Origin of the sequence: Pseudoxanthomonas sp., assembly GCF_035999195.1 — a bacterium.
GTDB lineage: Bacteria > Pseudomonadota > Gammaproteobacteria > Xanthomonadales > Xanthomonadaceae > Pseudoxanthomonas_A.
Genome location: NZ_DASYGY010000007.1, coordinates 170948 through 191421 on the forward strand (window position 1 = coordinate 170948; position 20474 = coordinate 191421).

Genomic DNA, 20474 nt, shown 5'->3' on the forward strand with positions numbered 1-20474 from the left:
GGGGAATGATATGGATAGCGGGAGCAGGGCGACGTTCGATCACGATCACGCGGGCGTCCAATGGGCGGGTGGATGCGTCAATCTCCGGTCTGTCGATCCCGCGCGTTTCCCGCTTGACGTCGTCAGCGACAACATCAGGGCCGTCCCTCGCGCACCACTCCCCATCGGCGGCCGCGCTTTGATTGTCGCGCTCTCGCTGATCGGTACCGTCGTGACCGGCTGCGTCGATACGGTCTCCGACGCGACCTTCGCCACCGCGCGAGAAGCCAGAGATGCGGGGTACATCGAAAAGGGCTGGATTCCACCATGGCTACCGGACCATGCGACAGATATCCGGGAAGCGCACGACCTGGACTCCAACGTCAGCATGCTCACGTTCTCGCTGCCTCCACCCACTGCCGTGCCCTTGCCCGACACCTGCCATGCGATTGGTCACGCGCAGACACGTCCGGCTCCCCTCCAGCGACCCTGGTGGCCGGACGAGGAAGCCCTGGAGACGTCGTACGTGTTTTTCCGCTGCCAGGCGGATGCCACCCGACACCGTTTTGTCGGCGTGAGCGTGCAGCAAGCGCGTGTATTGCATTGGCGAACCTACGGCGACTAGTTCACCCCTCTTCATTCTTCCAAGGAAAACACCATGGGCACCTGGGGCATCGGCAGTTTCGACAACGACGACGCGGCGGATTTCATGATCGACGTGCTGGACAGCGGCGACCTGTCGCTGGTCCGCGAGGTGCTGGACAACGTGCTCACCTCGACCGAGTACGTTGAAGCGCCGGACGCCGCCCTGGCCATCGTGGGGGCGGAAATCGTGGCGGCCGCGGCAGGGCGCCCCACCCTCGCCGCGCAACAGGAAGAAGGCCTGGCCGACTGGCTTGCGCGCATCCGCCCGAGCATCGATGCCGACCTGGTCGCGCAGGCGCGACAGGCGCTCACCCGCATCCTGGCCGACCACTCGGAACTGCGGGAACTGTGGGAAGAGACGGAGGACAGCCACGACTGGCAGGCCGTGGTCACCGAACTCCGCGGCCATCTCGCCCCCTGACCCACCGGTCCGGCGCTACGTTCCGCACCACACACCTCCTGGAAACACGATGACCGATCCCTACAACTCTTCCGCCGCGTACGCAGCCCCTTCCACCACGCCTCGCGCCGCAGCGCTGCCGCTCACGGACGCGATGGTGACGACGGCACTGGAACTTCCCGGCTACCGGATCATCCGCAACCTGGGCATGGTGCGCGGCATCACCGTGCGGTCGCGCTCGATCGTGGGCAATTTCCTGGGCGGATTGCAGTCGCTGTTCGGCGGCAACATCACCATCTACACCGAGCTGTGCGAACAGGCCCGCGACGAGACCTACCGCGACATGTTCCAGCACGCCCGGCAGCTCGGCGCCAACGCCATCATCGCCGTCCGCTACGACGCCACCGACGTGATGGCCGGGCTGACCGAGGTGCTGTGCTACGGCACGGCCGTGGTCGTGGAGCCGTTGGGGGAGTGATGCCAAGTGCGGCCAGGCGTGCGGGTCGAACCCTCCTGCAGGCGCTGGCGGGCCTGGTCGGCTTTGCCCTCGGGGGCTTCATGACCTGGGTGCTGCTGATGCGCCTGATGGCACCCGCGTCCGGCTGCGATGCTCCGTGTGATGGCCCGGCGTATCTCGCCATGGCGCTGTCGATCCTCGCGAGCCCCGTCATCGGTATCTTCACGGGCATCGCGGCGTGCCTGCTGGTGACGCATCTGATGGGCGGACAGACCTCCCGGTAAACCTGCCGACCTCATCGTCGACACCACACTGTCCGGCGGGACTCCGACGGGCAAACCTCCGCCGATACACGCGGGCAGTCGCGAGACGTCCGTATCCGCGGCCAAAGGACATGCCGCACAGGTCGCGACATACTGCGAGATATGGCGCGACACAGGCGCGATATTGAACGGAGATACCGATTGGTATCGTGCCGGATACCGATTGGCATCTCCGTCGACACTGCGGCATGTCGTGCGACATACGCCGCTGTATCGCGCGACAGTCGATCAGTCTCACGCGGCATGTGAGTGGTTATGTCGAGCGATACCATTGCACATGTCCGTCGATACCAACCGGTATCTCTGACGATACGCACGCCTATGTCGCGACACACTCGGCCCTATTGGCCGACATACAAAGTGGTATCGCCCGTGATGCTTCCCGTGTCGGCACACAGATATCACGTGCCCTGCGGATGCATCCGACCCCTGTCGCGAAGGCCATCAGATAGAGTGGCGCGGCCAGACAGGAGACTCGGGACACCATGGACACAGTGCCGCACGAACTCCGTCTTGCCATGACCCTGACGCTGCGCGAACGCATCCGGGCGAACATCATCCTCATGCTGGGGCATTGGACGGGACTGATCGGTACGCTGGTGTTCGTCGCCATGGGCATCACGGCCATCGGCCTTCACCTCCAGAGCGGCGAGCCCTTGCGACTCACGACGTTGCTCATTTCGCTCTTCGCCTTCGGTTTCACGCCGATCATGGCGACGCTCGGTGCGCTTGCCGCCCACTACAGCACCCGATCCCGAGCGCCCCACACCTATACGTTCGATGCCGAAGGGATCCACGTCGAGGGCGTAACGTATGCCTATACGCACCGGTGGGCGGCGATCCCCCGGGTGAAGACGCTGGGTGGGTTCCTGATGTTCTACTTCGGCCCCGGCGCCGCCCACTGCCTGCCGCTCGAACGGCTGGACCCCACGACGGCGTCGGCGCTGATACGGCTGGCCGAAGAGAACGGCGTTGCCGTGGACCACGCACGCGGCGTCATCCCACCGTCACCCAACCGAAACACCAACGACACCTGAGCGTCTCAGCATGCGCAAAACGTGGAGCTGCGCATGCGCTTTGCCATCGTCACCGAGACCTATCCGCCGGAAGTGAACGGCGTGGCCCTCACCGTGCAGGGGCTGGAAACCGGCTTGCGCCAGCGGGGCCACGAGGTATCCGTGGTGCGTCCGCGCCAGCCGGACGACGCTGGCGAGGTGGACGACACCCTGCTGGTGCGCGGCGCCCGCCTGCCGCGCTACCCGGGCCTGAAGTTCGGCCTGCCCGCGACGCGCCGTCTGGTGGCCTTGTGGAAAGACAATCCGCCGGATGCGCTGTATGTGGCCACGGAAGGCCCGCTGGGCTGGTCGGCGCTGCGGGCGGCGCGGCGGCTCGGCATTCCGGTGGCCACCGGCTTCCACACCCGCTTCGACGAATACATGCGCGACTACGGCGCGCGCTTCCTGCAACCCACGGCGCTGCGCTGGATGCGCTACTTCCACAACGGGGCCGACGCGACCCTGGTGCCCACGCGTGAACTGGCCGGGTTCCTGCAGTCGCAGGGCTTCCGGCACGTGGTGCGGCTGGCGCGCGCCGTGGACGCCCGCCACTTCAGCCCGTCGCGACGCGACGACGCGCTGCGCGCCGTGTGGGGCCTGGGCCCGGACGACGTGGCGGTGATCTACGTGGGCCGGATCGCGGCGGAGAAGAACCTGGATCTGTCGATCCGCGCGTTCCGCGCGATCCAGAAGACGCGGCCGACCGCGAAGTTCGTCTGGGTCGGCGACGGCCCGCTGCGCGAGCGGCTGGCGCAGGAACACCCGGACTTCCTGTTCTGCGGCGTGCAGCGCGGCGACGCACTGGCCCGGCACTTCGCCAGCGGCGACCTGTTCCTGTTCTCCAGCCACAGCGAAACCTTCGGCAACGTCACCCTGGAAGCGATGGCCAGCGGCGTGCCGGTGGTGACGTTCGACTACGGGGCGGCACGCGAACATCTGGTCGATGGCGTGCACGGTGCGGCGGTGCAGAACGACGAGGACTTCCTGGCGGCCGCGCTGCGGCTGGCGACCGACGCACCCCTGCGCCGCGCGCAGGGCCAGGCGGCCAGCCGGGCCATGCACGCCCTGCATCCGGACCAGGTGGCCGCCGACTTCGACGCCCTGCTGACCGACCTCGCCCTGACACGGAGAAGCCACCATGCGTCCGCTGCTGCCGCGTAATGCCTTGATGGGCCGAGATACCGGCTGGTGCCTGCTCGCCAACCGCTGGGGCGAAGGCCTCGGCGTGCGCCGCTTCTTCGCCGTGGTCAGCCGGCTCGGCGATGGCGTGTTCTGGTACGTGCTGATGGCGGCGCTGATCGTTGCCGATGGCCTGGACGGTCTGGCGGCCTCCGCGCACCTGGCGAGCACCGGCGTGATCGCGCTGACGCTGTACAAGGCGTTGAAGCGCTGGACGCGCCGCCCGCGCCCGTTCGCGTCCGACGTGCGCATCCGCGCGTGGATCGCACCGCTGGACGAGTTCAGCTTCCCGTCCGGCCATACGCTGCACGCCGTCGCCTTCACCCTGGTCGCGCTGGCGCACTATCCGCTGCTGGCACCGCTGCTGATTCCGTTCGCCGCCTGCGTGGCCGCCTCGCGCGTGGTGCTGGGGCTGCACTACCCCAGCGACGTGCTGGCGGCGACGGTGATCGGCACTGCGCTGGCCGGTCTGTCGATCTGGATGGTGCCGGGCGTCAGCCTGTTGGGCTAGCGTGGATGACGCCGCAAGGCGGCTTGGAACGCGCGGATGCAACGCGCAACAACAACCCCTCTGTAGGAGCGCCCTCGGGCGCGATGCTTTTCCAGGCATGCAACGAACAGCGTCGCGCCCGAGGGCGCTCCTACAGCGCTTGAAGCCTGGCGCGTGAGAGGGCGGGCTTCAGCTGACTAGTCCAATCGCGGTCGTTCGCAACCTGCGCATCGGCACGGCTGCGGTCGAGCGCATCGACGTCGAGCTCGGCGATGGCCCATGACCGGTCGCCACGGGTCTGCGCCAGCACGCCGTCGTCGGGCAGGCCACGGTCCATCGGCGCGAAGATCGCCGCCTCGCCGGTGTTGATGTCCAGTGCCGGACTCCATGCGGCCTCGCCCGCGGTGACCGCCTGCGCGACGAACATCCGGTTCTCCAGGGCACGCGCCAGGCACCCTACACGCACGCGTGTCGCGCCCGCCTCGGTATCGGTGCAGCTCGGCACCAGCAGCAGGCGCGCGCCCGCCTCGGCCTGTGCGCGCACCGGCAGCGGGAACTCGCTGTCGTAGCAGACGGCCACGCCGGCACGCACGCCGTCGATGTCGAAGACCTTCAGCGCATCGCCGCCGTCGATCACGCCCAGCCCCTTCTCGAAGCCGGTCAGCTGCAGCTTGTCCTGCCACGCATGCGCGCCCTGCGGCGTGAACACATCGCTGCGGTTGCGGTAGCGGCCTGCGCCATGGGCAAGCAGGAACGTGCCGGCCACGAGGTACAGGTCCAGTTCCCGCGCGAGTCCGGCGTACAACGCCAGCCAGTCCTCCCGGTAGCGCTGGATCGCCGCCAGCGAGGCGTGCAGGTCGGCCTGCGTGGCGGTATCGAACGTCGCCGCGAGTTCCAGCGACAGGTACTCCGGCAGCACGACGATGCGCGCACCCTGCGCCGCCGCTTCGCCCAGCATCTGCGACTGGCGCGCAGCGAACGCGGCGAAATCCGTCGGCGCCTGGATCGCGTACCTGGCGACGGCGACCTTCATCGCATCGGCTCCAGTCCACGCAACCAGAACGTCAGCGCGTGATCGGTCTCGCCACGGCCGATCTCGTTCCACGCCAGCCGCATGGTCATGCCGGGCTGGCGTGTGTAGCCGCGCTTGTCCCAGAACGCCTCGTTGCCGCGATGGCCCTGTGGCGCACGCGGGTCGTCATGCTCCCGGTCCACCGCACAGAACGCCGTCCAAGCGAACCGGCCCAGCGCGCGCGCATGCGCCTCGCGATGGTCGAAGAACACATGGCCGATGCCCTGGCCGCGGTAGGCCGGCAGCAGCACGGATTCGCCGAAGTAGAAGACCTCTTCCGGGTCCATCCCGGCATCGACGAAGGGCCGGCGGAACGCCTCGGTGTCGTCCTCCAGCGGCAGGCCGGTCGACGCGCCGACTACCTGGCCGGCATCCATCGCCAGCACGAAGATGCTCTCCGCCGAGCGCGCATAGGCATCCAGGTAGTCGCGTTCGTAGTCGGCATCGCCTTCGTACAGGTACGGCCAGTCGCGGAACACGGCCGCCCTCAGGCGCGCGACATCGTCCAGCCAGGGCGTGATTTGCGGCCCGCGAAACAGGCCGATGGTGTGCGCAGAGGTCATCCCTGAACTCTAGCGCACGCCATCGGCCGGAGCGAGGCGGCCGTCCTTGGCCGGACATTGTCCCTGGTACGTCAGTCCGCGGCGACCGGGCCGGCCGCTTCGACTCGATAGCCATGCTCCATTCCGCGACGTACCGCGGCGCTCGCGCCGAGCGCGATGACGAAGGCCAGCAGCAGCGGCAGGATCATCACGGGCGCGAACCTGTCGCCTGCCGCAAGCCCGGTGCACAGCCACCCGACGCCCCAAGCCATGGCCAGCAGCAGGAGCGGTTGCATGGGACGGCAGAGGAAGCCCGCCGCGGCTGCGACGATCCCGATCACGCCGAGAGGAAGCGCGAACATCATCGTGGCTGCCAGCAAGCCCATCATCCGGCGTCCCGCCAGCTGTAGAGGACAAGGGCTGCGGCCGGCAGCACCGCAAGCCAGGCATCGCGGCCGATGTCACGGGTCAGGTATGCGTCGTCATGCCAGGCCGCGTCCAGCACGCGCCGCTCTCCGGGCAGGACGCCATCGTCCATCACGCCCATCCATTCGGCGCAGACCGCATGGTGTCCATCCTGGTTTCCCGACGACAGATGACGCCAGGCTTCGTAGTACGAGGGTGTGCCTCCCGCCAGTGCACCGCGCGAGCGCGTCGCACCTTCGAAATAGCCCAGACCCTCGCGCTGGATGGCGGCGACCACGTGGCGCGCCAGTTCCAGCACGACCGCACCGCGCGACTCATGACTCAACAGCAGGCCGAAGAGCAGATATCGAAGCTGCCCGGCCGACATCCCCAGACCGCGCAGTCCCGCGGTCTGGATCGCCTCGGGAAGCAGCTGCTGCGCCCGATGGTAGAGGCGTACGCGATTCACGGAGGTGCCTCAGCGCAGTTCCGTGCCCAGCGCGTACCAGTCCACCTTGCGGGTGACCCACATGATGGCGGCCAGGATGCCGAACAGCAGCAGCGAGCCCATCAGCAGCGCGTTGTTCTCCGACTTCAGCAGGATGTACAGCACGCCGTACAGCGCGGTGAGCATGGTCGCGAAGCCGGCCGCGCGCAGCCAGCTCTGCAGCACGCCGGACAGGTAGAAGAACTGCAGCCCGATGCAGGCCGCCGCCGAGACCAGGTACGCCTGCCAGAAGGCGATGTGCTCGGACAGGCTGAGCAGCAGCAGGAAGAAGATCGCCAGCGCCAGGCCGACCAGCAGGTACTGCAGCGGATGGATCGGCAGGCGCTTGATCAGTTCGAACAGCGCGAAACCGACGAAAGTCAGCACCACGAACAGGATGCCGTACTTGCTGGCGCGATCGACCTGCGTATATACGTCGACCGTGTCGACCAGGCTGACCACGGCGCTGTCGATGGCACCGGATCCGCTGTCGTCGGCCACGTACTCGCCAGGCGACGCGCCAAGCGAAGGCGGCTGGGTCAGATTGCGCGAGGCCGATTCCAGCTGGCTCTGCGCGGCACTGGCCAGCGACGACACCTGCCAGCGCGCGGTGAAGCCCGCGTCGTCGATGGTCTTGCTGTTGGGCAGGAAACGGCCGCCGAACAGCGGTTGCCGCCAGGTCGACCGCATGGCGATGTCGTTGCTGTCCGCGATCGGCGCGATGCCGATCGACTGCGTGCCCGCCAGCGTCAGCTGGAGGTGCGTGTTGCTGGCCGGCAACGATCCGCCCTGTGCATCGAGCAGTGCATGGATGCCGTCCATGCGCGAGGACATCGCGCCCGTGCCGGCAGACAGGGTGCGCGGCACGCCATCCACCGTCAGCGACGGTGTGCCGACGAGGCCACGCACATCGGCCATGCCGGCGACCACGTACGGCTGCCCATAGATCCGGCCGTCCGCGGCGGGCACCTGCAGGGGTGCGAAGCCGGCCTTCAGCGAGGCCTTCCACTCGTACACGTTGACGGTGTACAGGCCGATCCGTCGCTCACCCGGCTGCAGCTGGCCATCGACCACCAGCGTGGCGGGCATCTGCACGATGTAGCCTTCCTTCACGTCGCGGCGCGCTTCGGGCTTGCCGTCCTCGTCGACCACGTTGACCATGCGCTCCTCGCGCCACGGGACGACGCGCAGCGGACCGACCACCTGCTGCGGACCGGCCATGCTCTGCGATACGCGCGTTTCGGCCTGCATGCGATAACGCTCTCGGTCCTGGATGACGCCGCGGATCATCAGCAGCGGAATGAGCAGCAGCAGGACCAGCCCGCCGACGGTGAGGAAACGCAACAGCAACTTCAGTGACTTCATGTCGATGCCCCGGTTGGATACGGGACGCATCGTCCGGTGGCTGCGTGCGACCGGCAGGGAGCGTGTTTGAAGGCTGTGTGAAGTGCTCCGGCATTCTCTCCACGCGAGAGCGGAGAAGGCATGTAGAGGTGGCGGAGCTTGATGTGCTCTCCCCTCTCCCTGCGCAGCGGGGAGAGGGTGCCAAAGGCGGGTGAGGGGCGAGCGGAGGCAGCCAGGACGGGCAAATGACAACGCGGACAGCAAGCGCAGTGCTATCGACGAGAGATGCGATGTGTAAAAGGAAAGCGCCCCTCATCCGCCCTCCGGGCACCTTCTCCCCGCAGGCGGGGAGAAGGAAACGCGGAGGTGGATCAGACCATCGGCAGCGAGAGCACCGCTTCCGCGCCGCCATCCGGACGGTTCGTCAGCGTCGCTTCGCCACCGTGCAGGCGCATCACCTCGCGCACGAACGGCAATCCGAGGCCCGAGCTGCGCTGCCCGCCGTCGGGACGCGGCAGCGAATAGAAACGCTCGAACACCCGTTCCCGTGCGTAGTCGGGAACACCCGGACCGCGATCGCGGACGATGAAACGCACCTGCCCCTCCGACGCCTCGACACACAGTTCCACGGTGCCCGCCGGCGGCGAGAACGCGACCGCGTTGTCGATCAGGTTGCCCAGCGCACGGCGCAGCAGGAAGACATCGCCCTCCAGCGCCCACATGCCGGCCTGCGGCGCCCGTACCACTTCCACCCCGTGCGGGGTGAGCTGGGCGTCGAGCCCCTGCACCACGTCATCGGCGAGGGTGGCGGCATCGATGCGCTCGCGCCGCTGCAGCCAGCCGTGCTGTTCCACTTCGGCCAACGCCAGCAGCTTGTCGATGGTCTCGGTGAGCCGGTGCTCCTGGGTCCGGATATTGCGCACGAACCGCTGGCGGTCGGCTTCCGGCAGCGGCTCCTGCAGCAGTTCGGCGGCGCCGCGGATGGCGGCCAGCGGACTCTTCATCTCGTGGGTCAGCGACTGCACGTACTGTTCGACGTAGGCCTTGCCCTGCAGCTTGCGGCGCATGGTCTCCAGCGCGCGGCCCAGGTCGCCGATCTCGTCGGCGCGCGGCCGTGGCGGCGGCACCGGCTCGCCGGCGCTGACCGCCTGCGCGTAACGGTTGAGTCCGCCGATGCCGCGCATCAGCCACCAGGTCATCACCACGCCGATCAGCGCCGAGATGCCGATCAGCCACGCGCCCTGCAGCAGGATGCTGCGCTGGCTGGCCACGATGAAGGGCTCGATGCTGCGGTTGGGCTGCGACAGCGTCAGCACGCCGATGAGGGTGCTGCGGTCGGCAGGATCGTAGACCGGCGCGGCCACGTGCATGACGGTGTGGGTCGTGTCGCCCGGCACTTCGGCGCTGGAACGCGCGCCGTACTCGCCGCGCAGGGTGCGGTAGACGTCGTTCCACCGCGAGTTGTCGCGGCCCACGTCGCGCCCCTGCGAATCGAACACCACCCTGCCTTGCGCATCGGTCACGGTGACGCGGTAGTCGACGGTGCGCTTCTGGAAGCGCCAGACCCAGGCCTTGGGATCGCGCTGCTGTGCCTGCGCGACGTTGCCGGCGAACGCGCCGTCGGCGATGCGGCCGGCCTTCAGGTCGTCGGCGGCCATCTCGGCCAGCATGTTGGCGGCATCGACCAGGGTGGACTCCATCGCCTGCCGCACGCCCGGCTTCACTTCGTTGACGAACACCCGCATCACGAAGAACGCGGCGATGCCGACGATCAGGAAGAAGCCGAGCACGAGCTTCAGCCCCAGCCGCATCTCAGGCCTCGATGGCGTAGCCCAGTCCGCGGTGCGTGCGGATCGGGTCGGGGTCGGCGCCGGCCGCACGCAGCTTGGCGCGCAGGGTCTTCACGTGGGTGTCGACGGTCCGGTCGGCGCTGTCGGCGTCGCTGTCCCAGCCCCGGTCCATCAGCTGCGCCCGGCTGAGGATCGCGCCGGGACGCTGCAGCAGCGCATCCAGCAGTGCGTATTCGTAGCGGGTCAGGTCCAGCAGGTGCTCGCGGTAGCGGATGCGGTGGCCTTCGCGGTCGACGGCGAAGGCGCCACGCACGACCCATTCGCCGGCCTCGGCCCGGGCCTGCGCACCGCTACCCACGCGGCGCAGGCGGGCGCGCACGCGCGCCACCAGTTCGCGCGGCGAGAACGGCTTGGTGACGTAGTCGTCGGCGCCCAGTTCCAGCCCCAGCACGCGGTCGATCTCGTCGTTGCGCGCGGTGAGGAAGATCACCGGCACGTCGCTGAAGCCGCGCAGCTCGCGGCACACGTCGAAGCCGCTGGCATCGGGCAGGCCCACGTCCAGCACCACCACGTCCACGCCACCGGACCGGACGCGCGGCGCCACATCGCGCGCCAGCAGGCAGTGGTCGGCGTCGATGCCCTCGCTGCGCAGCGCATACAGCACGGCATCGGCGATGGCGGTTTCGTCTTCGGCAATCAGTACGCGGGGCATGGCGCAAGCATATATGCTGCGCGGCATGAATTACCGCCACGCCTTCCACGCCGGCAACCACGCCGATGTCCTCAAGCACATCGCGGTGCTGGCCTGCATCGATGCACTCAAGCGAAAGGACACGCCGTTCTTCGTGCTGGACACCCATGCCGGACGCGGCCGTTACCTGCTGGGCGGCGCGGAGAGCCGCAAGACCTCCGAGGCCGACAGCGGCGTGTTCAAGCTGATGGGCGCGGCGCGCCTGCCGGACCCCGTCGAGCGCTATCTGCGCGCCGTGGTCGCCAACAACCCGGTGGGCGCGCTGATCACCTATCCCGGCTCGCCGCTGCTGGTCGCGCAGGCCCTGCGCCCGCAGGACCGGCTGGCCGCCTGCGAGCTGCAGCCGGACGAAGCGCAGGCGCTGCGCGAGGTGTTCGCCGACGACCAGCGCGTGGCCGTGCATGCCCGCGACGGCTATGCGGCGATGAAGGCGCTGCTGCCGCCGCGCGTGGGCGAGCAGCGCATCGCGCGCGGCCTGGTGCTGATCGATCCGCCGTACGAAGTGCAGGACGCCGAGTATCCGCAGATCATCGCCTCGCTGCGCGATGCCCTGGAACGCTGGCCGGCCGCCACGTACGCGGTCTGGTATCCCATCAAGCTGCGGCGCAGTCTGCTGCCGTTCTTCCGCAAGGCGGCGGCGCTGCCCTCGAAGGGCGCCTTCGTCGCCGAGCTGCAGGTGCGTCCGGACGATTCGCCGTTGCGCCTCAACGGCAGCGGCATGCTGGTGGTCAACCCGCCCTGGCAGCTCGACCAGGCCCTGGCACCGGTGCTGCCGGTGCTCGCGTCCACCCTGGGCGAGACCGGCGCCAGCCATCGGCTGGAGTGGCTGCGCCAGCCCGCCTGACCCCGACGCGGGATCACGCGGCGCCGTCGGGAGGCTGTGCGAGAATCGCCCCTCCTTCCCCACGACGACCTTCTCCATGGCCGGATCCAGCCTGTTCGCCCTGATCGACGACATCGCCACCCTGCTGGACGACGTGTCGGTGATGACCAAGGTGGCGGCGAAGAAGACGGCCGGCGTGCTGGGCGACGACCTGGCGCTCAACGCGCAGCAGGTGACCGGGGTGAAGGCCGACCGCGAGCTGCCGGTGGTGTGGGCGGTGGCGAAGGGCTCGGTGGTCAACAAGGCCATCCTGGTGCCGGCGGCGCTGGCGATCAGCGCGCTGGAGACCTGGCTGCACGGGCGCGGCTACAACATCCCGCTGGTGACGCCGCTGATGATGATCGGAGGTGCGTTCCTCTGCTTCGAGGGTGTGGAGAAGCTGGCGCACAAGTTCCTGCACAAGGGCGAGGACGACCAGCGCCATGCGGAGCGTGTGGCCGCGATCCAGGACCAGAACGTCGACATGGTGGCGTTCGAGAAGGACAAGGTACGCGGCGCCATCCGCACGGACTTCATCCTGTCCGCCGAGATCATCGTCATCTCGCTGGGCACGCTGGCCGGCCGCACCTTCGTGGAACAGGTGCTCACCCTGCTCGCCATCTCGGCCATCATGACCGTGGGCGTGTACGGCCTGGTCGGCGGCATCGTCAAGCTGGACGACGCCGGCCTGGCGCTGGCGGCCGACACGCGCGAAAGCGGCTGGGCACGGTTCAAGCGCGCGTTCGGCCGCAGCATCCTGTACAGCGCCCCGTACCTGATGAAGTTCCTGTCCATCGCCGGCACCGCCGCCATGTTCCTGGTCGGCGGCGGCATCCTCGTCCACAGCATCCCGGCGCTGCACCACCTCATCCAGCCCTACGCCGAAGGCGACCTGGGCTGGCTGTGGGAAAGCCTGTTCAACGCCGCCGTCGGCGTGGCCACCGGCGCGGTGATCGTGGCCGTCGTCACGGCGGTCTCGCGGCTGGGCGGCAAACGCCACGGGGCCTGAACCGGCGGCGCCCCGGCCCTCGCGGCCCTTGCGGATTTCATGCGAGCATCACGCCATGACTGCGCCGAAACGCCTTCCGCCCTGGCATGAACACTTCCGCCTGCCCAGTGGGCGCGAGCTGCTGATCCGCCCGATCCGGCCGGAAGACGCCGGCCCCATCCAGGGCGCGTTCGGCCTGCTGGGCCCGGAAGAGATCCGCCACCGCTTCATGTACGCACTGAAGGAACTGACGCCGGACATGGCGCAGCGCCTGACCCACCCCGACCCCACGACCGAGTTCGCCCTGGTCGCCGCCGAACCGCTGCCGCCGGGCGAAGCGCTGGTGGGCGCCGTGGCGCGCGCGGCCCTGGTGTCGCGCACGCGCGATGCCGAGTTCGCGATCCTGGTCAGCCATTTCATCGCCGGCCAGGGCCTGGGACGCCACCTGATGCGCAAGCTGGCCAAGTGGGCGCGCTCGAAGAAGCTCGACCGCCTCTACGGCGACGTGCTGGACACCAACCAGCCTATGCTGGCGCTGGCGGGATCGCTGGGGTTCAAGCGCGTGCGCGAGAACGACGGTTCCGGCCTGGTCCGCGTGGTGCTGGACCTCAACGAAGGACCCTGACGCTGCCGACCGGCGGTCGGCCCACCGGTTCCGCTCGCCGCGTGTCTTCCAGTGACGGCATGGCGCCTGCCAGGCCACCGGGAGACCGACATGCCCCGCTACGTGATCGAACGCGATATCGAGGGCGCCGGCCTGATGACGCCGGCCGAACTGAAGGCCGTCTCGCAGACCTCGTGCCGCGTACTCGACGAACTCGGCCCCCGCATCCAGTGGGAGCACAGCTATGTCACCGACGATCGCATCTACTGCGTCTACCGCGCGCCGAACGAGGATCTCCTGCTCGAACACGCGCGCCGCGGCGGCTTTCCGGTCGATCGCATTTCCGCCGTCGCCCAGGTGATCGATCCATTGAGCGCGGAATGATCCGTTGCGGCACGTGAGCGGCCGGCACCGGCCTGCTTGGTAAACTGCGCGCCCCTTCGCGCTGGCCACCCCCACGGTGTCCGGCGCTGCCGCTGTTGTGTGCCCATGAACGACACCCTGAAAAACGCCTTCCCCGTTCCCCCGCTGCCCCGTGGCGGCCAGTCGCGCGCCTGGTGGCGCTCACCCGTCTCGCCGACCGCGCTGGCGTGGTCGATCGCGGCCGCCGCGCGTACCCATGACGCGCCGCTGCTGGTGGTGGCCCGCGACAATCACGAAGCGCATCAGCTCGAAGCCGACCTGCACACGCTGCTGGGCACGGACCACGACCTGCCGATCGTGCCGTTTCCCGACTGGGAAACCCTGCCCTACGACCAGTTCAGTCCGCACCCGGACATCGTCTCCCAGCGCCTGGCCGCCCTGCACCGCCTGCCGACGCTGGCGCGCGGCATCGTGATCGTGCCGGTGCAGACGCTGATGCAGCGGCTGTCGCCGCTGCGTCATATCGTCGGCGGCAGTTTCGACTACCGGGTCGGCCAGCAGCTGGACTTCGATGCCGAGAAGCGCCGGCTGGAAGCGGCCAGCTACCGGCATGTACCGCAGGTGCTGGACCCGGGCGACTTCGCCGTGCGCGGCGGCCTGCTCGACGTCTATCCGATGGGGGCCGAGGCGCCGCTGCGCATCGAACTGCTGGACGACACCATCGATTCGATCCGCCACTTCGACCCGGAAAGCCAGCGCTCGCTCGACCGGACGGACGCGGTGCAGCTGCTGCCCGGCCGCGAAGTGCCGCTGGACGAACGCGCGGTCGACCGCGCGATGACCCTGCTGCGCGACCGCTTCGACGTCGACACCCGTCGCAGTGCGCTGTACCAGGACCTGAAGTCCGGCCTGGCGCCGGCCGGCGTGGAGTACTACCTGCCGCTGTTCTTCGACCAGACCTCGACGCTGTTCGACTACCTGCACAAGAACGCGCTGCCGCTGCTGACCGATGGCTTCGGCGAAGCGGCGGAGACGTTCTGGGCGCAGACGCGCAACCGCTATGAGCAGCGCCGCCACGACATCGAGCGTCCGCTGTTGCCGCCGGACGAGCTGTACCTGTCGCCGGACGGCCTGCGCGAGCACCTGAACCAGCGCGCCCGCATCGAGGTCTGCGGCGCACAGCACAGCCGGCACGCCGATGCGCTGCCGCTGCGCGAGCAGCCATTGCCGCCGCTGCCGGTGGCCGCCAAGGATGCGCCGGCAGGCGAGGCGCTGAAGTCGTTCCTTGGCCACTACCCGGGCCGCGTGCTGATCGCCGCCGACTCGCCGGGCCGCCGCGAGGCGCTGCTGGAAGTGCTGCAGGCGGCGGAGCTGAAGCCGGAGGTGGTCGCCGACTTCAGCGCGTTCCTCCCTTCTCCCGCCGGGAGAAGGTGGCGCGCAGCGCCGGATGAGGGCGCAGCGAAGACCTCGGCAGCCGAACCATCGCGTACGTCCCGCACCCTCACCCCAACCCCTCTCCCGGAGGGAGAGGGGCTTCCACGCTTCGCCATCGCCGTCGCGCCGCTGGCCGATGGCTTCGCCCTGGACGATCCGCGCATCGCGGTACTCACCGAGCGGCAGCTGTTCCCCGAGCGCGCCACCCAGGCGCACCGGCGCAAGCGCAGCGGCCGCGAGCCGGAAGCGATCATCCGCGACCTCGGCGAACTGACCGAGGGCGCGCCGATCGTCCACGAGGACCATGGCGTGGGCCGGTATCGCGGCCTGATCGCGATGGACGTGGGCGGCATGCCCGGCGAGTTCCTCGAGATCGAATACGCCAAGGGCGACCGCCTGTACGTGCCGGTCGCGCAGTTGCACCTGATCAGCCGCTACTCGGGCGCGTCGGTGGAAACCGCGCCGCTGCATTCGCTCGGCGGCGAAGCCTGGGCGAAGGCCAAGAGGAAGACCGCCGAGAAGGTCCGCGACGTCGCCGCCGAACTGCTGGAGATCCAAGCGCGCCGACAGGCCCGCGCCGGCCTGGCGCTGCACCTGGACCGCGCGATGTACGAACCGTTCGCGGCCGGCTTCCCGTTCGAGGAGACGCCCGACCAGCATCATGCGATCGAGTCGGTGATCCGTGACCTGGCCAGCAGCCAGCCGATGGACCGCGTGGTCTGCGGCGATGTCGGCTTCGGCAAGACCGAAGTGGCCGTGCGCGCCGCGTTCGCCGCCGCCAGCGCGGGCAAGCAGGTGGCCGTGCTGGTACCGACCACGCTGCTGGCCGAGCAGCACTACCGCAACTTCCGCGACCGTTTCGCCGACTGGCCGCTGAAAGTCGAGGTGCTGTCGCGCTTCAAGACGGCCAAGGAGATCAAGGCGGAGCTGGAGAAGCTGGCCGAGGGCAAGCTCGACGTCATCGTCGGCACGCACCGGCTGCTGCAGCCCGACGTGAAGTTCAAGGACCTCGGCCTGGTGATCGTCGACGAGGAGCAGCGCTTCGGCGTGCGCCAGAAGGAAGCGCTGAAGGCGCTGCGCGCCAACGTGCACCTGCTGACGCTGACCGCCACGCCGATTCCGCGCACGCTCAACATGGCGATGGCCGGCCTGCGTGACCTGTCCATCATCGCCACGCCGCCGGCCAACCGCATGGCGGTGCAGACGTTCGTCACGCCGTGGGACGCGGCGCTGCTGAAGGAAGCGTTCCAGCGCGAACTGTCGCGCGGCGGCCAGGTGTACTTCCTGCACAACGACGTCGAGAGCATCGGCCGCATGCAGCGCGAGCTGCAGGAACTGGTGCCGGAGGCGCGCATCGGCGTGGCGCACGGGCAGATGCCCGAGCGCGAACTGGAACAGGTGATGCTGGATTTCCAGAAGCAGCGCTTCAACGTGCTGCTGTGCACGACGATCATCGAGTCCGGCATCGACATCCCCAACGCCAACACCATCATCATGAACCGCGCCGACAAGTTCGGCCTGGCCCAGCTGCACCAGCTGCGCGGCCGCGTCGGCCGTTCGCATCATCGTTCGTATGCCTACCTGGTGGTGCCGGACAAGCGCAGCATCACCGCCGACGCGCAGCGGCGCCTGGAAGCGATCGCCTCGATGGACGAGCTGGGCGCCGGCTTCACCCTCGCCACCCACGACCTGGAAATCCGCGGCGCCGGCGAATTGCTCGGCGAAGACCAGAGCGGCCAGATGGCCGAGGTCGGCTTCAGCCTGTACACCGAGCTGCTGGAGCGCGCGGTGCGCTCGATCAAGGCGGGCCACCTGCCCGATGTCGACCTGGGCCAGGAGCGTCGCGGCGCCGAGGTCGAACTGAACGTGCCCGCGTTGATCCCGGACGACTACCTGCCCGATGTGCACACACGCCTGACGCTGTACAAGCGCATCAGCAGCGCACGCGACAAGGAGGAACTGCGCGACCTGCAGGTGGAGATGATCGACCGCTTCGGCCTGCTGCCGGATCCGGCCAAGTACCTGTTCGCCACCGCGGAACTGAAACTGGCGGCGAACGAGATGGGCATCCGCAAGCTGGAACTGGGCGAGCACGGCGGCCGCATCGTGTTCGAGGCCAAGCCGAAGATCGACCCGATGGCGGTGATCCAGCTGATCCAGAAACAGCCCAGGCTCTACAGCATGGACGGCCCGGACAAGCTGCGGATCAAGGTGCCGCTGCCTGACGCGCCGGACCGCTTCAATGCCGCGAAAGGCCTGCTGACCACGCTCGCCACCTGACCGCGTAGCGTGCGCCATGCGCACGACGCGTGATCCGGCATCAAGCAGTCGTGCGCGCAGCGCACGCTACGATGCGGGGTCGCGCGTCATGCGGTCGTGCGCACGGCGCACGCTACAGTTGCGATTCGATGGGCAGCCAGCCGACGGCGCGCGCGGTCCAGCGACGCCAGACGCTGGCCTCGGGCTCGCGGTCCCAGACGCGCGGCGGATCGGTCGATGCGTCTTCCCACCGCAGGGCGCCGTCCTGCAGGGTCACGCGGTAGCTGGTATCCGGCGCGATCTTCGCCTCGTAGCTGCGCAGCAGCGCGGCGGCCGCACTGCGGTCGCGGAACAGCACGCCCATCTCGGTGTTGAGGTTGACCGAACGCGGATCGAGGTTGAACGAGCCGATGAAGCCGGCCTCGCCATCCACCACGAACGCCTTGGTATGCAGGCTGGCGCCGCTGGAACCGAACAGGCTGCTGTCCTGCTGGCCGTGCGGCATCAGCTCGAACAGCGCCACGCCCCCCTCCAGCAGCGGCACGCGATACGGCGCATAGCCGCCGTGCACGGCCATCACGTCGTTCGCGGCAAGCGAGTTGGTCAGCACGCTGACATCGACGCCCTGCGCGCGCTTGCCGACCAGCCAGCGCGCGCCTTCGTCGCCGGGCACGAAGTACGGCGAGATCACCCGCAGTTCGCGCTTCGCTTCGCCCATCGCCTTGCCCAACCGGTGCACCAGCCACGTGCCCTGCCCCTCGCCCTGGCCCTTGGACGCCGGGTCCGAGTACACGCCCACCTCGTCCAGCCAGTGCAGCGTGTTGCCGCCGACCAGCGCGCGTATGCCGGGTGCGCTGCGCAGCCGCGCCACATAGTCCGCCGCCTGCGGCGACCGGTAGCCGGCGTCGCCGTGCTCGCGCAGGCGCTCCAGCGCGCCCTCTTCGGCGGTGCTCAGCGCCGCCAGCGGAATCACCGAGGCGCTGTTCCAGAAATCGTCGAAGATCGCAGCGGTCTGAGCGACCGCCGGACCGAGCAGCACGGCGTCCAGGTCGAGGAAGTTGGTCTGCGCGGCGGCGTCGAAGTACTCGTCGCCCACGTTGCGCCCGCCGACCACGGCCACGCGACCGTCGGCGATCCAGGCCTTGTTGTGCATGCGGCGGTTCATGGCCATCGGACGCAACAGCATCTCGCTGGCGCGGCCCAACACGCCGGCGCGGCTGCGCGAGGGATTGAACAGCCGCACTTCGATGTTGGGATGCGCATCCAGCGCCGCCAGGTGCGAGTCCTTGCCGTGCGCGGTCATGTCGTCCAGCAGCAGGCGCACGCGCACGCCGCGGTCGGCCGCGCGCAGCGCCTCGTAGCCCAGCAGGTTGCCGGTGAAGTCGTGGTTCCAGATGTAGTACTGAAGGTCCAGGCTGCGGCCGGCGGCGCGTGCGGTGGCGGCGCGCACGGCGAAGGCATCCAGGTTGTCCGACAGCAGCGCCATGCCGCTCTGCCTGCCTCGCTCGCGCAGCAGCGGCGCGACCGCGCGATCCAGTGCGGTCGCACCGGCGGCGGTGGGCAGCGCGTACGAGGCCGGCCCGCGCGCGCCCTCGGCGAAACGCCCGTAGCTGTACAGCGCCACGATCGACGCCACACCCACCAGCGCCACGGCCAGCCCCAGCCGACGCAGCCACTTGCGCATGGTCTCCCCCTCTTCACGGAACCGGCCCTATCGTAGCGGCAGCGCCGTGAGGATGCCGCTTGCGCCGGCGGGCGCTCCACCGCACGCTCCGTTCCCGTCTCCGTCAAGGATCGCCATGCGCCTGCCGCACCGGTTTCGACTGTCCCTCGGCCTGCTGCTGGTCTCGCTGGCCGGCTGCAGCGGCACGCCGGTGCGCGACATCTCCGCACCGCTGACCTTCGTGGTGGTCCGTCATGCCGAGAAAGCGACCGACGACCCCGAGGATCCGCGCCTGTCCGCGGCCGGCGAAGCGCGCGCGGCGCTGCTGGCCGAACGCCTGCGCGACGCACCGCTGGTGGCCGTGTACGCCACCGAGTTCCGCCGCACACGGCAGACCGCGCAACCGACCGCCGAGGCCCACGCATTGCCGCTGACGGCTTACTACGCGCGCGGGCCGGCCGCCGAGATCGCCGCGCAGTGGAAGCAGGCCCATCGCAGCGGAACGGTGCTGGTGGTCGGACACAGCAACACCGTGCCGGATCTGGTGGCAGCCCTGTGCGGTTGCGCAACCACCGCGATGGACGAAACCGAGTACGACCGCATGTCCATCGTGCATTTCGATGCCGACGGCCGCGCGACGCTCGACGTGCAGCGCTACGGCGCGCCCACCGGCCCATGAAGGGGATCTTCGGCGACTGGGACGGCAGCATCGCGGATGCGCGGCGGCTGCAGGAAACATTGGCCGCCGAGGTCGTGCTGCGCGATGAGGCACCCGACACGCCGCGCTGGCTGGCCGGTTTCGATGTCGGTTTCGAGGACGAAGGCGCCACGACCCGCGCCGCCGCCGTGCTGCTGGCGGCAGATACCTTGCAGCCGATCGCCACCGACGTCGTCCGCATTCCCACCTCAATGCCGTATGTGCCGGGCCTGCTGAGCTTCCGCGAACTGCCCGCCCTGGTCGCCGCACTCGAACGCCTGCCGCAGGTGCCCGACCTGGTCTTCGTGGACGGCCAGGGCATCGCCCATCCGCGCCGTCTCGGCATCGCCGCGCATTTCGGGGTGGTCACCGGCCTGCCCAGCATCGGCGTGGCGAAGAACGTGCTGTGCGGCAGGCACGAGACGCCGGGGCCGCTGGCGGGCGAGCGCACGCCACTGATCCATCGCGGCGACCAGATCGGCTGGGTGCTGCGCAGCAAACCGCGCTGCAATCCGCTGATCGTCTCGCCCGGGCATCGCGTCTCGATGCAGGGCGCGCTGGACGGGGTGCTGCGCACGCTGCGCGGCTACCGCCTGCCAGAGCCCACGCGACTGGCCGACCGCATCGCGTCCCGGCGCGGGTGAGGCCGCCCGCAACAATCCGTTTCCCTGCTGTCGCAGGCGCG

Annotated in this window: 22 protein-coding genes; 14 read left to right on the top strand and 8 right to left on the bottom strand. The window is 69.1% G+C overall.

The window, feature by feature from the left end; translation table 11 throughout:
- The first annotated feature begins 10 nt into the window (after positions 1 to 10).
- The 7 genes from VGN58_RS05540 (at position 11) to VGN58_RS05570 (ending at position 4549) form a co-directional block, all read left to right on the top strand.
- Positions 11 to 604 (top strand): hypothetical protein, encoded by a 594-nt coding sequence (locus VGN58_RS05540; RefSeq protein WP_327482310.1) that lies wholly within the window; start codon positions 11 to 13, stop codon positions 602 to 604.
- Between the two features lie 33 nt (positions 605 to 637).
- Entirely contained in the window at positions 638 to 1045 is a 408-nt protein-coding gene (locus VGN58_RS05545) for a DUF4259 domain-containing protein (protein ID WP_327482311.1), read from the top strand.
- A gap of 49 nt (positions 1046 to 1094) precedes the next feature.
- Positions 1095 to 1502 carry a YbjQ family protein gene (locus VGN58_RS05550; RefSeq protein ID WP_327482312.1) on the top strand — a complete coding sequence of 136 codons (408 nt, stop codon included), beginning with the start codon at positions 1095 to 1097 and terminating at the stop codon, positions 1500 to 1502.
- 80 nt (positions 1503 to 1582) lie between these two features.
- Entirely contained in the window at positions 1583 to 1765 is a 183-nt protein-coding gene (locus VGN58_RS05555) for a hypothetical protein (RefSeq protein ID WP_327482313.1), read from the top strand.
- Between the two features lie 557 nt (positions 1766 to 2322).
- Positions 2323 to 2841 carry a YcxB family protein gene (locus tag VGN58_RS05560; RefSeq protein ID WP_327482314.1) on the top strand — a complete coding sequence of 173 codons (519 nt, stop codon included), beginning with the start codon at positions 2323 to 2325 and terminating at the stop codon, positions 2839 to 2841.
- A 33-nt stretch (positions 2842 to 2874) separates the two neighbouring features.
- A complete protein-coding gene (locus VGN58_RS05565) occupies positions 2875 to 4020 on the top strand; it encodes a glycosyltransferase family 1 protein (RefSeq protein ID WP_327482315.1) in 1146 nt (381 codons plus the stop codon).
- Positions 3998 to 4549 carry a phosphatase PAP2 family protein gene (locus VGN58_RS05570; RefSeq protein WP_414710753.1) on the top strand — a complete coding sequence of 184 codons (552 nt, stop codon included), beginning with the start codon at positions 3998 to 4000 and terminating at the stop codon, positions 4547 to 4549. Before VGN58_RS05565 ends, VGN58_RS05570 begins: the two co-directional genes overlap by 23 nt.
- Positions 4550 to 4679: 130 nt before the next feature.
- Here the strand turns inward: VGN58_RS05570 and VGN58_RS05575 are convergent, their stop codons facing one another.
- The 7 genes from VGN58_RS05575 to creB all read right to left on the bottom strand — a co-directional run bounded on the left by VGN58_RS05575 (position 4680) and on the right by creB (position 10880).
- Positions 4680 to 5561 (bottom strand): carbon-nitrogen hydrolase family protein, encoded by an 882-nt coding sequence (locus VGN58_RS05575; protein WP_327482316.1) that lies wholly within the window; start codon positions 5559 to 5561, stop codon positions 4680 to 4682.
- Complete coding sequence (locus VGN58_RS05580) at positions 5558 to 6163, bottom strand: GNAT family N-acetyltransferase (protein WP_327482317.1); 606 nt, start codon at positions 6161 to 6163, stop codon at positions 5558 to 5560. The genes VGN58_RS05575 and VGN58_RS05580 overlap by 4 nt, the downstream gene beginning before the upstream one ends.
- Positions 6164 to 6234: 71 nt before the next feature.
- A complete protein-coding gene (locus VGN58_RS05585) occupies positions 6235 to 6531 on the bottom strand; it encodes a hypothetical protein (RefSeq protein ID WP_327482318.1) in 297 nt (98 codons plus the stop codon).
- Positions 6528 to 7016 (bottom strand): hypothetical protein, encoded by a 489-nt coding sequence (locus VGN58_RS05590; RefSeq protein WP_327482319.1) that lies wholly within the window; start codon positions 7014 to 7016, stop codon positions 6528 to 6530. The genes VGN58_RS05585 and VGN58_RS05590 overlap by 4 nt, the downstream gene beginning before the upstream one ends.
- 9 nt (positions 7017 to 7025) lie before the next feature.
- Positions 7026 to 8399 carry a cell envelope integrity protein CreD gene (creD, locus tag VGN58_RS05595; RefSeq protein WP_327482320.1) on the bottom strand — a complete coding sequence of 458 codons (1374 nt, stop codon included), beginning with the start codon at positions 8397 to 8399 and terminating at the stop codon, positions 7026 to 7028.
- A 350-nt stretch (positions 8400 to 8749) separates the two neighbouring features.
- Positions 8750 to 10189 (bottom strand): two-component system sensor histidine kinase CreC, encoded by a 1440-nt coding sequence (gene creC, locus VGN58_RS05600; protein ID WP_327482321.1) that lies wholly within the window; start codon positions 10187 to 10189, stop codon positions 8750 to 8752.
- Between the two features lies 1 nt (position 10190).
- Entirely contained in the window at positions 10191 to 10880 is a 690-nt protein-coding gene (gene creB, locus VGN58_RS05605) for a two-component system response regulator CreB (protein ID WP_414710754.1), read from the bottom strand.
- Positions 10881 to 10905: 25 nt separating this feature from the next.
- Between creB and VGN58_RS05610 the strand changes: the two genes are divergently transcribed.
- The 5 genes from VGN58_RS05610 (at position 10906) to mfd (ending at position 17450) form a co-directional block, all read left to right on the top strand.
- Entirely contained in the window at positions 10906 to 11763 is an 858-nt protein-coding gene (locus VGN58_RS05610) for a 23S rRNA (adenine(2030)-N(6))-methyltransferase RlmJ (RefSeq protein ID WP_327482323.1), read from the top strand.
- Positions 11764 to 11839: 76 nt separating this feature from the next.
- Complete coding sequence (locus VGN58_RS05615) at positions 11840 to 12790, top strand: DUF808 domain-containing protein (protein WP_327482324.1); 951 nt, start codon at positions 11840 to 11842, stop codon at positions 12788 to 12790.
- Between the two features lie 55 nt (positions 12791 to 12845).
- Positions 12846 to 13394 carry a GNAT family N-acetyltransferase gene (locus VGN58_RS05620; protein WP_327482325.1) on the top strand — a complete coding sequence of 183 codons (549 nt, stop codon included), beginning with the start codon at positions 12846 to 12848 and terminating at the stop codon, positions 13392 to 13394.
- Between the two features lie 90 nt (positions 13395 to 13484).
- Positions 13485 to 13757: a DUF4242 domain-containing protein gene (locus VGN58_RS05625; RefSeq protein WP_327482326.1), complete on the top strand. Its 273-nt coding sequence runs from the start codon at positions 13485 to 13487 to the stop codon at positions 13755 to 13757.
- A gap of 105 nt (positions 13758 to 13862) precedes the next feature.
- The gene (gene mfd, locus VGN58_RS05630) at positions 13863 to 17450 is read left to right on the top strand and encodes a transcription-repair coupling factor (RefSeq protein WP_327482327.1); all 3588 of its coding nucleotides are present in this window, start codon (positions 13863 to 13865) and stop codon (positions 17448 to 17450) included.
- A 112-nt stretch (positions 17451 to 17562) separates the two neighbouring features.
- Here mfd and VGN58_RS05635 read toward each other — a convergent pair whose 3' ends face one another.
- Positions 17563 to 19113: a phospholipase D family protein gene (locus VGN58_RS05635; RefSeq protein ID WP_327482328.1), complete on the bottom strand. Its 1551-nt coding sequence runs from the start codon at positions 19111 to 19113 to the stop codon at positions 17563 to 17565.
- A gap of 115 nt (positions 19114 to 19228) precedes the next feature.
- Here VGN58_RS05635 and VGN58_RS05640 point away from each other — a divergent pair, with 115 nt between their 5' ends.
- Positions 19229 to 19771, top strand: a complete 543-nt coding sequence (locus VGN58_RS05640) for a phosphoglycerate mutase family protein (RefSeq protein WP_327482329.1) — start codon at positions 19229 to 19231, stop codon at positions 19769 to 19771.
- Positions 19768 to 20433, top strand: coding sequence for a deoxyribonuclease V (gene nfi / locus VGN58_RS05645; protein WP_327482330.1), 666 nt, complete (start codon positions 19768 to 19770; stop codon positions 20431 to 20433). The genes VGN58_RS05640 and nfi overlap by 4 nt, the downstream gene beginning before the upstream one ends.
- Positions 20434 to 20474 lie beyond the last annotated feature (41 nt).

Bases quoted from the DNA above. Each gene is read 5' to 3' on its own strand.
- creD (WP_327482320.1), bottom strand. From the start codon at position 8,399: ATGAAGTCACTGAAGTTGCTGTTGCGTTTCCTCACCGTCGGCGGGCTG.
- VGN58_RS05640 (WP_327482329.1), top strand. From the start codon at position 19,229: ATGCGCCTGCCGCACCGGTTTCGACTGTCCCTCGGCCTGCTGCTGGTC.
- VGN58_RS05560 (WP_327482314.1), top strand. From the start codon at position 2,323: ATGACCCTGACGCTGCGCGAACGCATCCGGGCGAACATCATCCTCATG.
- VGN58_RS05570 (WP_414710753.1), top strand. From the start codon at position 3,998: ATGCGTCCGCTGCTGCCGCGTAATGCCTTGATGGGCCGAGATACCGGC.
- VGN58_RS05625 (WP_327482326.1), top strand. From the start codon at position 13,485: ATGCCCCGCTACGTGATCGAACGCGATATCGAGGGCGCCGGCCTGATG.
- VGN58_RS05585 (WP_327482318.1), bottom strand. From the start codon at position 6,531: ATGATGGGCTTGCTGGCAGCCACGATGATGTTCGCGCTTCCTCTCGGC.
- VGN58_RS05575 (WP_327482316.1), bottom strand. From the start codon at position 5,561: ATGAAGGTCGCCGTCGCCAGGTACGCGATCCAGGCGCCGACGGATTTC.
- VGN58_RS05615 (WP_327482324.1), top strand. From the start codon at position 11,840: ATGGCCGGATCCAGCCTGTTCGCCCTGATCGACGACATCGCCACCCTG.
- creB (WP_414710754.1), bottom strand. From the start codon at position 10,880: ATGCCCCGCGTACTGATTGCCGAAGACGAAACCGCCATCGCCGATGCC.
- creC (WP_327482321.1), bottom strand. From the start codon at position 10,189: ATGCGGCTGGGGCTGAAGCTCGTGCTCGGCTTCTTCCTGATCGTCGGC.
- VGN58_RS05550 (WP_327482312.1), top strand. From the start codon at position 1,095: ATGACCGATCCCTACAACTCTTCCGCCGCGTACGCAGCCCCTTCCACC.
- VGN58_RS05635 (WP_327482328.1), bottom strand. From the start codon at position 19,113: ATGCGCAAGTGGCTGCGTCGGCTGGGGCTGGCCGTGGCGCTGGTGGGT.
- VGN58_RS05610 (WP_327482323.1), top strand. From the start codon at position 10,906: ATGAATTACCGCCACGCCTTCCACGCCGGCAACCACGCCGATGTCCTC.
- VGN58_RS05580 (WP_327482317.1), bottom strand. From the start codon at position 6,163: ATGACCTCTGCGCACACCATCGGCCTGTTTCGCGGGCCGCAAATCACG.
- VGN58_RS05555 (WP_327482313.1), top strand. From the start codon at position 1,583: ATGACCTGGGTGCTGCTGATGCGCCTGATGGCACCCGCGTCCGGCTGC.
- VGN58_RS05620 (WP_327482325.1), top strand. From the start codon at position 12,846: ATGACTGCGCCGAAACGCCTTCCGCCCTGGCATGAACACTTCCGCCTG.
- VGN58_RS05565 (WP_327482315.1), top strand. From the start codon at position 2,875: ATGCGCTTTGCCATCGTCACCGAGACCTATCCGCCGGAAGTGAACGGC.
- VGN58_RS05545 (WP_327482311.1), top strand. From the start codon at position 638: ATGGGCACCTGGGGCATCGGCAGTTTCGACAACGACGACGCGGCGGAT.
- nfi (WP_327482330.1), top strand. From the start codon at position 19,768: ATGAAGGGGATCTTCGGCGACTGGGACGGCAGCATCGCGGATGCGCGG.
- VGN58_RS05540 (WP_327482310.1), top strand. From the start codon at position 11: ATGGATAGCGGGAGCAGGGCGACGTTCGATCACGATCACGCGGGCGTC.
- mfd (WP_327482327.1), top strand. From the start codon at position 13,863: ATGAACGACACCCTGAAAAACGCCTTCCCCGTTCCCCCGCTGCCCCGT.